At 44.7% G+C, this 14,711-nt stretch carries 13 protein-coding genes; all 13 read right to left on the bottom strand.

Annotation, left to right across the window (positions count from 1 at the left end):
* Positions 1 to 286: 286 nt before the first annotated feature.
* Positions 287 to 1,306 (bottom strand): glyceraldehyde-3-phosphate dehydrogenase, encoded by a 1,020-nt coding sequence (locus IRE19_RS06265; RefSeq protein WP_191716029.1) that lies wholly within the window; start codon positions 1,304 to 1,306, stop codon positions 287 to 289.
* Between the two features lie 101 nt (positions 1,307 to 1,407).
* Positions 1,408 to 2,013 carry a dephospho-CoA kinase gene (coaE, locus tag IRE19_RS06260; RefSeq protein WP_191716077.1) on the bottom strand — a complete coding sequence of 202 codons (606 nt, stop codon included), beginning with the start codon at positions 2,011 to 2,013 and terminating at the stop codon, positions 1,408 to 1,410.
* 9 nt (positions 2,014 to 2,022) lie between these two features.
* On the bottom strand, positions 2,023 to 2,892 hold the full coding sequence (mutM, locus tag IRE19_RS06255; RefSeq protein ID WP_191716030.1) for a bifunctional DNA-formamidopyrimidine glycosylase/DNA-(apurinic or apyrimidinic site) lyase: 870 nt from the start codon (positions 2,890 to 2,892) through the stop codon (positions 2,023 to 2,025).
* Positions 2,893 to 2,907: 15 nt separating this feature from the next.
* Complete coding sequence (gene polA, locus IRE19_RS06250) at positions 2,908 to 5,544, bottom strand: DNA polymerase I (RefSeq protein WP_203339729.1); 2,637 nt, start codon at positions 5,542 to 5,544, stop codon at positions 2,908 to 2,910.
* Between the two features lie 66 nt (positions 5,545 to 5,610).
* Entirely contained in the window at positions 5,611 to 6,582 is a 972-nt protein-coding gene (gene hflC, locus IRE19_RS06245; RefSeq protein WP_203339728.1) for a protease modulator HflC, read from the bottom strand.
* Positions 6,582 to 7,550 carry an FtsH protease activity modulator HflK gene (gene hflK / locus IRE19_RS06240; protein ID WP_203339727.1) on the bottom strand — a complete coding sequence of 323 codons (969 nt, stop codon included), beginning with the start codon at positions 7,548 to 7,550 and terminating at the stop codon, positions 6,582 to 6,584. Before hflK ends, hflC begins: the two co-directional genes overlap by 1 nt.
* A 169-nt stretch (positions 7,551 to 7,719) precedes the next feature.
* Positions 7,720 to 8,937 carry a carboxylate--amine ligase gene (locus IRE19_RS06235; RefSeq protein ID WP_203339726.1) on the bottom strand — a complete coding sequence of 406 codons (1,218 nt, stop codon included), beginning with the start codon at positions 8,935 to 8,937 and terminating at the stop codon, positions 7,720 to 7,722.
* A gap of 14 nt (positions 8,938 to 8,951) precedes the next feature.
* Positions 8,952 to 10,349: a two-component system histidine kinase PnpS gene (gene pnpS / locus IRE19_RS06230; protein ID WP_203339725.1), complete on the bottom strand. Its 1,398-nt coding sequence runs from the start codon at positions 10,347 to 10,349 to the stop codon at positions 8,952 to 8,954.
* Positions 10,346 to 11,053, bottom strand: coding sequence for a response regulator transcription factor (locus IRE19_RS06225; protein WP_203339724.1), 708 nt, complete (start codon positions 11,051 to 11,053; stop codon positions 10,346 to 10,348). Before IRE19_RS06225 ends, pnpS begins: the two co-directional genes overlap by 4 nt.
* 83 nt (positions 11,054 to 11,136) lie before the next feature.
* The gene (locus IRE19_RS06220) at positions 11,137 to 11,574 is read right to left on the bottom strand and encodes a MaoC/PaaZ C-terminal domain-containing protein (protein WP_203339723.1); all 438 of its coding nucleotides are present in this window, start codon (positions 11,572 to 11,574) and stop codon (positions 11,137 to 11,139) included.
* 158 nt (positions 11,575 to 11,732) lie between these two features.
* A complete protein-coding gene (gene mdh / locus IRE19_RS06215) occupies positions 11,733 to 12,671 on the bottom strand; it encodes a malate dehydrogenase (protein ID WP_203339722.1) in 939 nt (312 codons plus the stop codon).
* A 327-nt stretch (positions 12,672 to 12,998) separates the two neighbouring features.
* Positions 12,999 to 14,267, bottom strand: coding sequence for an NADP-dependent isocitrate dehydrogenase (gene icd, locus IRE19_RS06210; protein WP_191716039.1), 1,269 nt, complete (start codon positions 14,265 to 14,267; stop codon positions 12,999 to 13,001).
* Between the two features lie 94 nt (positions 14,268 to 14,361).
* Positions 14,362 to 14,711 (bottom strand): citrate/2-methylcitrate synthase (locus tag IRE19_RS06205; RefSeq protein ID WP_284700304.1); only part of this gene is annotated, 350 nt, incomplete at its 5' end.

Here is a 14,711-nt window from a genome sequence, read left to right as displayed (position 1 = left end):
TTTTTTGCGCAAAATATTCAAAGTTGACTACCACGGGGGAAAGTTAGTCCAAAGAGGTCCTAACCCTTTAAGCAGTCATGTGAATAAAAATCTTACGCTCCTAATTCCGAGGTACATGATGGAAATTCAGAAGTGGTAGTCGTTTTTCAACTACGATTCATAGTATAAAACGGATTTATCGCAATTGCAATAATAATATCTTTTGGATATTGAAAAACTTTCATTAAATTTCCCATAAAAAAACCCCGTTTCTCCAGACGTTCTGGAAGAAACGGGATGTAAGACCTTATTTAGATACCAGTACCATAGCCTGAGCAACTTTCTTGGTCAAATCGATGACACGGGCTGAATAGCCCCATTCGTTGTCATACCATGCCAGAACTTTCACTTTCCGGTCACCAATGACCATTGTCGACAAACCGTCTATAATCGCTGAACTAGGATTGCTGTTGAAGTCGACAGAAACCAACGGCTCCATCGTTAAGCTTAAAATTCCAGCTAAACCATTTTCAGATGCTTCGACAAAAGCCTGATTGACTTCTTCGATGGTCACTCCTGTCTCCAGGTCAACTACCAAATCCACAAGAGATACATTCGGTGTCGGTACACGCAATGCCATACCATGAAGTTTGCCCTGTAATTCAGGCAATACTAATGATAACGCTTTCGCAGCACCTGTAGAAGTTGGAATGATGGATTGTGCACATGCCCGTGCCCGGCGAAGATCTTTATGCGGGTTATCTAAGTTCTGCTGGTCATTTGTGTAAGAGTGGATTGTCGTCATCAAACCGTTTTCGATGCCAAATTTGTCATGGAGCACTTTGACAACAGGCGCAAGACAGTTTGTTGTGCAGCTTGCATTGGAGATGATGTCATGTTGGTCGATATCCAACTTTTCATCGTTGACGCCCATAACGATCGTGATATCCTCTTTTTTGCCAGGTGCCGTCAAAATGACTTTCTTAGCTCCTGCTTCTAAATGCTGAGCCGCTTTCTCGCGTGAATTGAATTTGCCTGTCGCTTCAATGACAATATCAATGCCCATTTCTTTCCATGGCAGATTCAAAGGATTGCGTTCGCTTACCAATTGAACACGTTTCCCGTTAACAATTAATGCATCCTCTTCTGAAGATACGTCACCTGCGAAGGTGCCGTGATTTGTGTCATACTTAATCAAATGCGCCAGGGTTTCAGCTGGATGAGTGGCGTTGACTGCCGTAATTGTGACATCGTCCATCATTATCGCCTGTCTGAAAACCATACGGCCAATACGGCCAAATCCGTTAATTGCAATAGAAACTGTCATGTGGGAGTCCTCCGTTTATAATTAAGTTATACTGATGTTTTTAATTTCTTATATAGTATAACACAATTAACCATTTAGAGAACCTTAAAAACCACATATGTCTATTCTTTTTCTGGACTCGCTTTCCAGTTATCCAAAATTCTGTTCAATTGCCATTTTGTTTCATCCAATGTTCCATTATTGTATATAACTGCATCCGCACCATCTTCTTTCACCGACATCGGCAATTGTGAACTGATGCGTGCCCGTGCCTCTTTTTCCGTAAAGCCGTTCCGCTCCACCAACCGGTTGAATTGATTTTCTTCTGTTACGCTGACGACCAGAATTTTATCCACCAGATGCTGAAGGCGGCTTTCAAACAACAAGGGAATGTCCATAACGATGGTCTTATATCCTTCTGTCATGTAATCATGGCGCTGCTGAAGCATTTCCTGGCGGATGGCCGGGTGGATTATGTCATTCAGGATTTTCCGCTTGGCGGGATCGTTGAAAATGATTTCCCCCACTTTTGGCCGGTCCATCGTTCCATCTTCCCGAATTACCTCCGGACCGAATGCCTGTTCAATTTGTTCGAGTGTATCGGAACCTGGTTCTACAACCTGACGCGCAACAAGGTCCGCATCAATAATCGGATATCCAGAGTTTTTCAGCATTTCCGATACCGTGCTTTTTCCACTGGCAATACTGCCTGTCAATCCAATGATCATCATCCATCCTCATTTCTGGCAAGCGGGACAGTAAACCGATGCCCGCCCGCCTATTTTCAAGGTTTTTGTCATCGTTCCACATACCATGCATTGTTTTTTTCCATACATGCCAAAACGGTTTTGCATGCTGCCCGATTCGCCGTTGATGTTGCGGTAATCCGAAATGGTACTGCCTCCTGCTTCGATGCTTTCCAGTAAAACGGCCACAATGGCTTCGAATAGTTCCACTTTGCGTTTTTTGCTGATCCGGCTGGCAGCCCGTTTTGGGTGAATTTTCATTTTAAAAAGCGCTTCAGTAGCATAAATGTTGCCGCAGCCAGAAATGACCTGGCCATCCATGATCACTTCTTTGATGGCCTTGTTCCGGTATTTTGGGCTTTCCGCCATCAACAGGAAATGATCGAGGGCGACTGCTTCAAAAGGCTCTGGTGCCATCAGCAGCAAGGGCGGAAAATCCGCCTCTTCCTGCAATACCCTCATTTCCCCGAAGCGGCGGATATCAGAAAACGCCAGTAAATTGCCGTCGCTTAATGTTAGGACCACATGGACATGCCGCCGGAATTTGTCTTCAGGAATGGACTGCAGCTGGTCGACATAAAACCAGGCTCCCGACATCCCCAAATGATTGACCAATAAAAATTCGTTTTCATTTCGCAATGTAAAATAAATGTATTTGCTGCGCCGTTCGACACGGATGATTTGTGCACCGACCAGGCTATCGATAAACCGGTCAGCTTCCATCCGTTTAATGATCGCTTCTTTGCCGTTCGTTTTCGACACACGGATGGTGTCTGAAACTTCTACTGCTTCAATCTTTTTTCCAATAGAGACGGGGCGGATCTGCCGAACGACACCTTCCACTTCCGGAAGTTCAGGCATATCGTTGCCCTCCTGTCATTTAGTGTCGTACCAAGTGTCGCCTTGTGCAATGTCGACTTTCAATGGAACGCTCAGCTTCACTGCATTTTCCATTATTTCAGGCACCAATTTCATAAGTTTGTTCACTTCTTCCGGCGGTGCTTCAAAAATCAATTCATCATGCACTTGCAGCAGCATGCGCGTTTGCATGTCTTCACGCTCTAATGCGGCATCCATATCGATCATAGCTTTTTTGATGATGTCTGCTGCACTGCCTTGAATCGGTGTATTCATTGCCGTCCGCTCAGCAAAACTGCGCAAATTGAAATTCGAGCTGGTAATGTCCGGCAAGTAACGCCGGCGGTTCATCAAAGTCGTCACAAACCCATCCCGCTTGGCATCTTCAACAATAGTAGTCATATACGTCTTAACGCCAGGGAAGCTTTCGAAATAACGCTCGATAAATGCTGCCGCTTCTTTCCGGGTGATGTTCAGGTTCTGTGACAGGCCATAATCGCTGATGCCGTAGACAATTCCGAAGTTGACGGCTTTTGCCGCTCTTCGCATATCGCCGGTAACTTGTTCTTCAGGCACGTGGAAAACATCACTTGCTGTCGTCGTATGGATATCGCGATCGTCTTTAAATGCCTGAACCAATCGCTCATCTTCCGACATATCCGCCAATACTCGTAATTCAATCTGCGAATAATCGGCTGCCACCATCACCCAGCCCGGTTCGGATGGAACAAAGGCTTTGCGGATCTTGCGTCCTTCTTCCAGGCGCACAGGAATGTTCTGCAGATTCGGATTGGTGGAACTGAGGCGTCCCGTTGTCGTCAGTGCTTGCTGGAAGCGTGTATGGACTTTGCCGTCTTTATGGATTTCTTTCAATAAACCTTCTATATAAGTAGACAGCAACTTGCCTAATTGGCGGTACAACAAGATATGGGAAATAATTTCATGCTGGCCTTCCAGTTTCTCCAGGACGTCCGCTGCTGTCGAATAGCCTGTCTTCGTTTTCTTCAACGCCGGCAATCCCAAATGCTCAAACAGGACTACACCCAGTTGCTTCGGTGAATTGATATTGAATTCCTGTCCAGCCAGACTGTAAATGTCCGACTCGATTTTCTCCAGCTTATGGGACAATTCCTTGCCCATTTCGGATAATTGGTTGCGGTCGACCATGACGCCCAATGATTCCATCTGGCCAAGAACAGTCGCTAGCGGCAATTCCAGTTTGTCATACAAATCAAATTGCTCGTTTTCTTCCAGCTTGTCTACGACCAACGGACGCACTTTCCAAATAGTCCGTGCTTTTCTGGCGATATGCTCGTGTAGAATTGAATCTTCCGGCACTTTCTTCTTAGCGCCTTTTCCGTAAATCTGTTCATTGGTGGAAACATCTGTATAGCCATACTCTTGCACAATGCTCGCCATATCCGTGTAAGTGAGCGAAGGATTGACGATGTAAGCGCCCAGCATCAAATCGAAATCGACGCCTTTCAGCTCAATGCCACAGCGCAAAAATGCTGCGGTTGCGGCTTTCGAATCCGCCATGAATTTTTTCTTCGATGGATCTTTGAACCAATCACGGAATTCCTTCGACTGCTCCACAACCTCCATGGGAATCACATACGTTTCCGTGTCAGTCGCCAGAGAGACCCCAAGCAAATCACAGCTATGGTAATGCTCATCATACAATTCCAGGTGAACCGCCATTTCATCCTTCAGAATAGCCGGATCTACAGTCGACAGCACTTCGAATGTCAATTCTTCTTTGACGGTTTCTTCAGCTGTATAATCCATTTTCTCCAATAAGGATTTAAACGCCAGTTCATTCCAAACTTTCACCAATTCATCCTGGTCCGGTCCTGCATAGCTTAATTCCTCGATGCTGATGTCAATCGGTGCATTGCGTTCGATGGTAGCCAGTTGTTTGCTGATATAGGCAAGATCTTCATTGGCAACCAACTTTTCCTTCATTTTTCCTTTTTGCTGTTCAATGGCTTCATAGACGCCTTCAACTGATCCATGGGCTGCCAACAATTTCAACGCCGTTTTTTCACCGACACCCGGCACACCCGGAATATTATCTGAAGAGTCGCCCATCAGCCCTTTCATGTCGATGATTTGAAGAGGTGTCAGTCCATACTTTTCTTTAATATGTTCTACTGTATATTTCTCAATATCGGTGATGCCTTTTCGGGTGATGTAAACGGTCGTCGACGGCGAAGCCAATTGCGTCAAATCTTTATCTCCTGAAATGACCACTACTTCGTCGCCTTCCCGCTCCGCTTCCAAGCTCAAGGTACCGATAATATCATCCGCTTCGTAATTCTCCAATTCATAGCGTTTGATCCGGTACGCATCGATCAATTTTTTCAAATAAGGAAATTGTTCCGATAACTCAGGCGGCGTCTTTTGCCGTCCGCCTTTGTATTCGCTGAACGTCTTATGCCGGAAAGTCGTTTTCCCCGCGTCAAAAGCTACGATCATATGTGTCGGCTTTTCTTCCTCCAATACTCGTTGAAGCATCATGGTAAATCCGTATACTGCATTCGTATGGATGCCATTTTCATTGGTCAACAGCGGCAAGGCGAAAAACGCACGATACGCCAAGCTGTTCCCATCTAATAAAAGTATTTTCTTTGCCACAAAATTACCCCTTTCCATAAAAAAAGCCGTCATTCCCTTTATTTTACCACGCGGGCAAATAGAAGAGAAATGACGGCCTTGGCCTTATTCGAAATTACCGGATAGAATATCCGCATATGGAGAATCCGACGGCAGAATAATCACTGTGTCATCACCAATTGTTTTCTTATAGGATTCCAATGAACGGTACAGTTCATAGAATTCGGGATCTTTCGAGAATGATTGGTTATAGATTTTCGCAGCTTCCGACTCACCTTCAGCCTGGATCAATGCCGCTTCCTTACGTGCCGTCGCAATTACTTCCTGCGCTTCCCGATCAGCTTGTGCTTCGATTTCACGTTTTTTCGCATCGCCTTGTGACAAATAGTCCTGAGCGGTGGAATCACGTTCTGAAATCATCCGCGTGTACACGGACTGCTCATTTTCTTCAGGCAGATCCGTACGCTTGATGCGGACATCCATCACTCGGATGCCGTATTGATCTTTTTCCAGCAGCTCATTGACTTTAGCAGTGACATTATCGTTCAGGCTACCGCGGGACGAATTTTCATCATTGATGATTTCATCGTAATTCAATTGCCCAAGTTCTGTCCGTACCACTGAATAAATGAATTCTTCCATCCGGCTTTCTGCATTGACGATCGTCCCGGCATTTGAAATAAGATCAAGCGGATTCACTACGTGCCAAACTGCATAATTATCAATAATGATGCGTTTTTTGTCTTTGGTGTTGATTTCCGCTTCGGACACGTCATAAGTCATTTGGTAGTTCGGCAAAGTCGTAACACTTTGGATAAAAGGGATTTTCATTTTGATGCCAGGCTCTTCCTGGATTTTTACAACTTCCCCAAACTGGCGGACAACCCGGTATTCACTTTCCTTCACCACATAAACGTTCGTCAAAACGATAAGCAGCACAGCGAAAGCGATTGTCAGACCGACTATCAACTTCCAGTATTTTTTGAAATCAATGGGATCTTTCGGTTCTTTTTTCTTTTTCGGTTTTGCATAAGGGTTGTATTTTTTCACTTCATCTAAGGGTTTATTTGGTTCCATTAATTGCCGCCCCCTTCTTCTTCCGTTTCAGCCACGGGCGGAACTGCTGTCTGCAGCCCATCCAGCGGCAAGTACTTCATGGTCCCGCCATCGTCGTTCATAATGTACAGTTTCGCATTTGGCAGAACGGATTCCAGCGTTTCCATAACGATCCGCTGTTTCGTCACTTCGGGATTGTTGTCATATTCCAGATACAGCTTATCGAATAAAGCCACATCCCCTGTTGCCTGTTGGACACGAGCAACTTTTTCACCTTCTGCACGTGAATTGATGGCGGCTTTTTCACCCAACGCTTCGTTGCGTTTTTGGTTTTCATACTTCTTCGCTTCATTGATTTTCGTATTCATCGTTTCTCGGGCATCCGTTACATTTGTAAATGCCGCGCGCACTTCTTCGTTCGGCAGCTCGACGTCCTGCAGTTTGACTGCCAGAACCGTGATGCCGATATCGTATTTTTCAATCAATGAGGCGAGCAAATCGCGGGTTTCGGCTTCAATTTCGGCCTTTCCGGATGTCAGGGCATCATCGATCAATGAACTGCCGATGATGGAGCGGATGGAAGCAGAGGTTGCATCGTGCAAAATGTCCTGTGGCGCTTCCGCATTAAACAAGTATTTTTTAGGGTCCGTGATTTTCCACTGGACTACCAAGTCAGTTAAGACGATGTTTTCGTCTCCTGTAATCATCTTGGTTTCCTTATCGAAAGCCACAATCTCCCCTTCAGCGTTCTGGTTATAGCCGAATTGCAGGCTATACGTTTCTTTGGAGAGGATTTCCGCTTTTTGAATTGGCCAAGGCAATTTGAAATGCAGTCCGGCCTCTGTATTGGTTTCATTTGCTACACCAAATGTAACAATGACTGCCTGTTCGGATTCATCTACTGTATACCAGGAAGTAAAGACTGCAATAAGCAGAAGTATTCCCACAATAGACAAACCGATCACCGACAACAACTTTTTCGTCGACATGATAAGTCCCCCTTTTTCTTGTTATCTGTAATACGGAATAATTGTAAAATAGTTTCATAAAAATAGAAAAAGAGCCCGGGGAAGGACTCTTTTTCCAATTATGCGGTTGAAGGGGGTTCTATTAAACCTTACCATCCGACTGTGAAGCTGGTGTTAAGTTACTGTAAAATTACCATTGATTGTTTTTGTACTTTTTATAGTAATTCACTTGCCGTGCCAGCAAATAGAGCTTGCGCTTTAAATGCTTGTCTTTTTTGTAGAACAAAGGATTGCCGTACTGGCCTTTCTTAATCAGGCGCTTGATGTCTTTGAGAACTGCTTTGTTATCTACGAAATTGCGCAGGACAGCTTTCGGCACAACCGTAAACAGGAAATCCTCGTTCAGATATGTCACCGGCTTGTCCGCCTGATAAATCAGGTCATCGACAAAATACTCAGCCATATTATGGCCAAGAGCGGTCACATAATAGCTTGAACGGCCCTGTCGAATGTTTACTTCGAACACTTTGAATTTTTTGTCACGTGCATCGTATTTCAAATCGAAATTTGCAAAACCGGTATAACCGACAGCTTCCAGGAAATTCTGCAGCTTGACCATCATTTCTTTATCGAAACGTGTAATCAATGCGGTATAATTCCCGATGGCCGTAACAGTATGCTCCTGCAAAACTACTTGAGCAAAAGTCACCAACTGCGTCTTCCCTTTTGAATTCGCATAAATAACCGAATCCCACATGAAAGTGTCGTCTCCCGGGATATAATCCTGGATGATCAATTCGTCGCTATAACCGCTTGCTTTGATTTGCTGGATGACGTTGTGCATCTCTTTCGGGCTATCGACTTTATAGACTTTCTGCTGCCCTTCAAACTTGTTTCGGCTGTATTCGATCCCGTTGCTCGGCTTGATGATGATTGGGTACATCATTTCTTCCTCGAACGGTTCAGCTGATTTGCAGTCATAGAAAAATGTCGTTGGCGTTTCGATGCCATGCACTTTACACAATTCATAGAAATTCGCTTTGACCTGCAGCTGGTTCATCAAATCTTCCGTAATATAATTGAAGACATAGTGCTCGCGCAAAACTTTTGCGTTTTCGATAATCAACCGAACATACAGGTCATTGGTTCCGATCAGCAAAAGCGTTTTTCCAGGTGCTCGGTATTTTTCGGCAATATCAATTAAGATATCGGCAAACTGGGAATCTTCCGCCAATCCAGAACGCAATTCGATCGTTTCGGTAATTGTGCTCAATGAAGTAAATGATAACGGTTCTTTACCGACTAAAATCGGCTTGATGCCATATGCTTCGTGAAAAGAAATGGCCATATTATAGGCATTCATGTCTGTGCCGATGATGATTGGCAAAAATGGGTGTTTGGTTTCCATACTTTCCTCCTAAATTAACTAGCCAATGGCAAATAAATGGTGAATGTCGTGCCGACGCCAACTTCGCTGTCGACTTCCACTTTTCCATGATGCGCCTCGATTAAATGTTTGACAATGGAGAGACCCAGGCCGGTGCCGCCTGAATTGCGGCTGCGTGCACGGTCAACACGGTAAAAACGCTCAAATAAACGGCCGATTTCTGAGCTTTCAATACCGATTCCTTGGTCTGCCACTTGAATGACGGCTTGCTCGCCTTTGACGAAAAGCCGGATATTGATTTCTGTATTGGCACTAGAATATGTAACAGCGTTGATCAATAAATTCATGATCACTTGAATTAACCGGTTAGCGTCACCGAATACAGTGACCGGCTTTACATCCAGCTTTAAGCGGATCGATTTTTCATCAAGTTTCGATTGAATCATTTCGACTGCCCGTTTAATGACCACTTTCATATCCGTCGGCTGGGCTTTCACATCAAATCCACTTTGTTCAACTCTTGATAAGTCCAACAAGTCATTGATGAGCATCTCCAGCCTGTTGCTTTCGGTATGGACAATTTCCAGAAACGACAATAACGTTTCTGTATCCTTATAGGCACCATCAAGCAGCGTCTCTGAAAATCCTTTAATGGAAGTGACCGGCGTCCGAAGTTCATGGGAAACGTTTGCGACAAAATCTTTGCGGATCTGTTCCAACCGCTTCAGTTCCGTAATATCATGGAAGACAATTACAATGCCAAGCCAGCGCTGATGTTCTCCGATTACCGGTGCCCCGTATACGTTTAAATTTTTTAAGGTTAACCCCGACATAAATTCAATTTGGGCACGGGAATGGGTTTCCGTCATGAACACATCTTCAATAAAGCTTTCCAATTCTATTGGGATTCGAAGCTCTTTGTAGAACTTGCCCATGACATGATCGGGAGCCAAATCGAATTCTTCCAGAAATGGTTTATTGACAAGTGAAATGCCTCCTTGCCGATCAATCATGATCAACGCGCTGCCCATATTTTCAATCAGCGTTTTCAACCGTTCCTGTTCCATGATACGGACTGCTGTAATTTCCTGCAAATTTCGCGCTAGTACATTGATGGTCCGGCTTAATCCAACACTGCTTTGTGCATTTGATTCAGATGCACGTGCCCGGTAATTTCCTTTTACCAATTCCATAGCCGTCTCTGTGGCATTTTCAATCGGTTTGATATGGACATCGATGATTCTGCTGCCCACGATGCCTGAAAACACCAAAGCTGCCGCAAATGCCAAAAATAAGACAAGCCAGATATTCGAATTATCCTCAGTACCTTCGTAGAATTGCAGTATCTGAAGCACGATCATAAACAGACCCGTAAGCATCGTTCCAATCCACACCAGCAAGGTGAGCAACAGCCGATGCCGAAAAGATTTCATGAGCTTTTCGGCTCCTCAAACTTATAGCCCAATCCCCTGATCGTTTTGATGAAGGTCGGTTTCCGGCTGTTTTCTTCTATCTTATCGCGCAAATGGCTGATATGGACATCAACAATGCGAGTATCTCCTGCAAAATCATATTTCCACACAGCACTCAGCAACTGATCCCGTGTTAACACACGATTTTTATTTTCCATCAAATAGACCAGAAGCTCAAATTCTTTAGGCGTAAACTCCAACTGCTCCTTATTGAGAAATACTTCGAATCGATCAGGATAAACATCCAATTTTCCGAGAGAAATCGGTGCGGATGAATCCTGTTGCGGAGTAGGGACATTGTTCGCTCTTCTCAACACCGCTTTAATGCGCGCAACTACTTCTCTTGGACTGAACGGTTTGGTCATGTAATCGTCCGCTCCCAATTCCAGACCCAAGACTTTGTCGAACTCATCACCTTTTGCCGTCAACATAATAATCGGTGTATTGATTTTTTGCTGGCGCAGCGATTTACAGACTTCTACACCGTCCATGGATGGAAGCATGAGATCCAAGACAATCAAAGATGGATTCTCGCTCAGAGCCAAATCGTAGCCTTGTTTGCCATCGTTGGCGATAATGGTTTCAAAACCCGCTTGGACAAGGTTATAGGATAATAAGGTTGCAATTGAATGTTCATCTTCAATGATCAATATTTTCTTCGGCATTTTACATCCTCCACACTCAGTTTGAAACCCCCATCTCAAACCGCGTCAGAAATTATCTAGTGCATAAGTTGTTACTTGTTCCCCTATTGCGGTGGGTTAGCTGTGATTTGACCTTGAACAACGACATCCCCATGTTCATCGCTTCCTTGAACTTGGATGACAACCTCATTATGCTTGATGTCCACTTCGGCAACTTCCAATAAAAAATCGATCGTTGCGTAATGGTGGACGGGTTTTAAAAACTTCAGCTGCTGTCCCGTGATATACGAACCGGGGCCCGGTATATATTTGGAAACCGCTGATGTAAGAATGCCCGTCAACATAATATTCGGCACCACAGGCTTTTCAAAAGCGGTTTGCGCCGCAAAATCGTGTTGAATATACAGCGGATTGCTGTCATTAGTCAAACCCAGATAAAGAAGAAGATCTTTGTCTTCAATTTTTTCTGTCAATTTCAGTTTTTCTCCGATTTTGATGTCTTCTACTCGCCGGCCTAATTTCCGCTTTTTCCCAAGCAACAAATAACATCCCTCCAATTAACTTGATACTCTTATAGTATCAAGTTAATCAATGAAAGTGCAAGCGCCCAAGGTACCGGGAACGTTTGAATGCAGAGGGCTGCCGATTTTTAAGGACAGAAAAACGGACAGGAGTTCCCCCTGTCCGCTTCGCACATTGCCTATGCCAATACTTTCATGACCGCTTTCACCGAATCGGCTGACTGGTTCAACAATGTTTTTTCTTCTTCATTCAAATCGATTTCAATAATTTTTTCAATGCCGCCCGCACCCAAAATGGTTGGCACGCCTAAGTAGATGCCATCCAATCCATACTCGCCTTCCAAATAAGCGATGGACGGCAGGATGCGGCGCTGGTCTTTGATGATGGCCTCTGCCATTTCAACCAGTGATGCTGCAGGTGCGTAATAAGCTGAACCATTCCCCAACAGATTGACGATTTCAGCTCCGCCTTTGCGTGTGCGCTCCACAATTGCATCTAAGCGCTCTTTTGCAATCATCGTCTCCAGTGGGATTCCACCAGCGTAAGAATACCTCACAAGCGGCACCATGTCATCACCATGTCCTCCTAGCACGAATCCAGTCACGTCTTTGACTGAAACATTCAATTCTTCAGCTACGAACGTGCGGAAACGTGCGGAATCCAAGACGCCCGATTGTCCGATAACACGTTCTTTCGGAAAGCCGGATGCCTGGAAAACCGTGTACGTCATGGCATCAACAGGATTTGTCAGAACAATGATTGTCGTCTCCGGAGAGTACTTCACAATATCCGCTGTAACAGCTTTCATGACTTTTTGGTTGGTTTGGACCAAATCATCCCGGCTCATGCCAGGTTTTCGGGCAATTCCAGCTGTGATGATGACCAGATCTGAATCCTTGGTATCTTCGTAATTGGATGTGCCTGATACGCGGGCATCGAATCCTTGTACAGGACCAGCCTCCGCCATATCCAACGCCTTTCCTTTTGCCGGATTTTCCATCGGGGGAATATCAACCAACACGACATCTCCCAACTCTTTTTGAGCCAATAGGAATGCCGTTGTCGCCCCGGTGAAGCCAGAACCAATCACTGAAATCTTTGTACGTTTGAATGTCATGAACGATCTCTCCTTTAACAGTAGTTGAGTTGAAATAAAACACCTTCTTCCCGTGGCCGTTGCTGCCGCTTTGGGTACAGCGAAGGCAGTTGCTCCTAAGCAAGCAGCGCGCGTCGCTATAATAATTTAGTAAGAAAGATGTATGTTTTCTTTCTTTACCCTAAAGGAATTGGACCAAAACAGCGGACGTCCCAAAAGGAGCATGACAGGCTGTTAACAAATGGCCAGCAGTGAAAACCGACAAACGTTCTGGTGAATATTTATCAGAAATAATTGCGACAAAAAAAGGAGGGGAAAATCCCCCTCCTTTTTGCTTGTCATTTACTCTTATAGGTTTTTGATCAATTCATCAGCAAACTCAGAGCATTTCACTTCTGTAGCGCCGTCCATTAGACGAGCAAAGTCATAAGTTACAACTTTAGAAGCAATTGTTTTCTCCATAGAGTTTGTGATCATTTTAGCAGCTTCTCCCCATCCTAAGTGTTCAAGCATCAATACACCTGAAAGGATAACTGAAGAAGGGTTTACTTTATCAAGGCCAGCATATTTAGGAGCTGTTCCGTGAGTTGCTTCGAAAATCGCATGTCCAGTATCGTAGTTGATGTTCGCTCCAGGAGCAATACCAATTCCGCCTACTTGAGCAGCCAAAGCATCAGAGATGTAATCTCCGTTCAAGTTCATTGTTGCAACAACATCGAACTCGCTTGGGCGTGTAAGGATTTGTTGAAGGAAGATATCAGCGATTGAATCTTTAACAAGGATTTTACCTGAAGCAAGTGCTTCTTCCTGTGCTTTGTTCGCAGCGTCTGTACCTTTTTCATCTTTAATTGCATCGTATTCGTTCCATGTGAATACTTTATCGCCGAATTCTTGTTCAGCCACTTCGTAGCCCCAGTTTTTGAAAGCTCCTTCAGTGAACTTCATGATGTTACCTTTGTGAACTAGTGTCAATGATTCGCGGCCTTCAGAAATTGCATAGTTGATTGCAGCGCGCACTAAACGTTTTGTTCCATCTTCTGAAATCGGTTTGATGCCGATACCTGAAGACTCAGGGAAACGGATGTTTTTAACGCCCATTTCATCCTGTAGGAATGAAATCAATTTTTTCACTTCATCTGAACCGTTAGCGTATTCGATACCAGCATAGATATCTTCAGTGTTTTCGCGGAAAATAACCATGTCAGTGTCTTCAGGACGTTTTACCGGTGAAGGTACGCCGTCGAAGTAACGAACTGGACGCAAGCAAGTGTACAAATCAAGTTCCTGGCGAAGTGCTACGTTCAATGAACGGATACCGCCGCCGATTGGCGTAGTAAGAGGTCCTTTGATAGCGATCAAGTACTCACGGATTACTTCAAGAGTTTCTTCAGGAAGCCATTCTCCTGTTTCGTCGAATGCTTTTTGTCCTGCAAGAACTTCTTTCCAGACAATTGATTTTTCACCGTTATAAGCTTTCGTTACTGCTTCTTCTAAAACGCGTGAAGCTGCATTCCAGATATCCGGTCCTGTTCCGTCACCGATAATATAAGGGATTACTGCGTTATTTGGAACATTCAAGACACCGTTTTCTACTGAAATTTTTTCGCCGTTAGTCATTTGTAATTTCCTCCTGTGGTCAAAGTCATAGGGCTGCACAAAAAGTGCTAGCCCTATGAGTTATATTTTTTTGTGGATCTGAAATGAATACTCCTTAGCGTTCTTCAACCGGTACATACGTCTGCATGCCAGGCCCGATGTATTCCGCACGCGGACGGATCAAGCGGTTGTTTGAGTACTGCTCAAGGATATGTGCCAGCCAGCCGGATGTGCGGGAAACCGCAAAGATCGGCGTGAACAGGTCATGTTCGATGTTCAGGCTGTGGTAAACCGATGCCGAGTAGAAATCGACGTTCGGCGGCAGGTTCTTCTGGCCAGTGACGATTTCGTGGATCTTCACGGACATGTCGTACCATTTTTCTTCGCCGCGGATCTGCGTCAATTTCTGGGACATTTCACGCAAGTGCTTCGCACGCGGGTCGCCATTGCGGTAGACACGGTGGC

This window comes from Planococcus beijingensis (assembly GCF_016820615.1).
GTDB classification, from domain to species: Bacteria; Bacillota; Bacilli; order Bacillales_A; family Planococcaceae; genus Planococcus; species Planococcus notacanthi.
The sequence above is the reverse complement of the archived record's forward strand: the minus strand, read 5'-3'. Positions and strand labels throughout refer to the sequence as shown.

What these genes read in the sequence shown, in the direction of transcription:
- mutM (WP_191716030.1), bottom strand. Translation starts at nt 2,892, where the DNA reads ATGCCTGAACTTCCGGAAGTGGAAGGTGTCGTTCGGCAGATCCGCCCC.
- mdh (WP_203339722.1), bottom strand. Translation starts at nt 12,671, where the DNA reads ATGACATTCAAACGTACAAAGATTTCAGTGATTGGTTCTGGCTTCACC.
- IRE19_RS06235 (WP_203339726.1), bottom strand. Translation starts at nt 8,937, where the DNA reads ATGGAAACCAAACACCCATTTTTGCCAATCATCATCGGCACAGACATG.
- hflK (WP_203339727.1), bottom strand. Translation starts at nt 7,550, where the DNA reads ATGTCGACGAAAAAGTTGTTGTCGGTGATCGGTTTGTCTATTGTGGGA.
- pnpS (WP_203339725.1), bottom strand. Translation starts at nt 10,349, where the DNA reads ATGAAATCTTTTCGGCATCGGCTGTTGCTCACCTTGCTGGTGTGGATT.
- hflC (WP_203339728.1), bottom strand. Translation starts at nt 6,582, where the DNA reads ATGGAACCAAATAAACCCTTAGATGAAGTGAAAAAATACAACCCTTAT.
- coaE (WP_191716077.1), bottom strand. Translation starts at nt 2,013, where the DNA reads ATGATCATTGGATTGACAGGCAGTATTGCCAGTGGAAAAAGCACGGTA.
- IRE19_RS06225 (WP_203339724.1), bottom strand. Translation starts at nt 11,053, where the DNA reads ATGCCGAAGAAAATATTGATCATTGAAGATGAACATTCAATTGCAACC.
- polA (WP_203339729.1), bottom strand. Translation starts at nt 5,544, where the DNA reads ATGGAAAGGGGTAATTTTGTGGCAAAGAAAATACTTTTATTAGATGGG.
- IRE19_RS06265 (WP_191716029.1), bottom strand. Translation starts at nt 1,306, where the DNA reads ATGACAGTTTCTATTGCAATTAACGGATTTGGCCGTATTGGCCGTATG.
- icd (WP_191716039.1), bottom strand. Translation starts at nt 14,267, where the DNA reads ATGACTAACGGCGAAAAAATTTCAGTAGAAAACGGTGTCTTGAATGTT.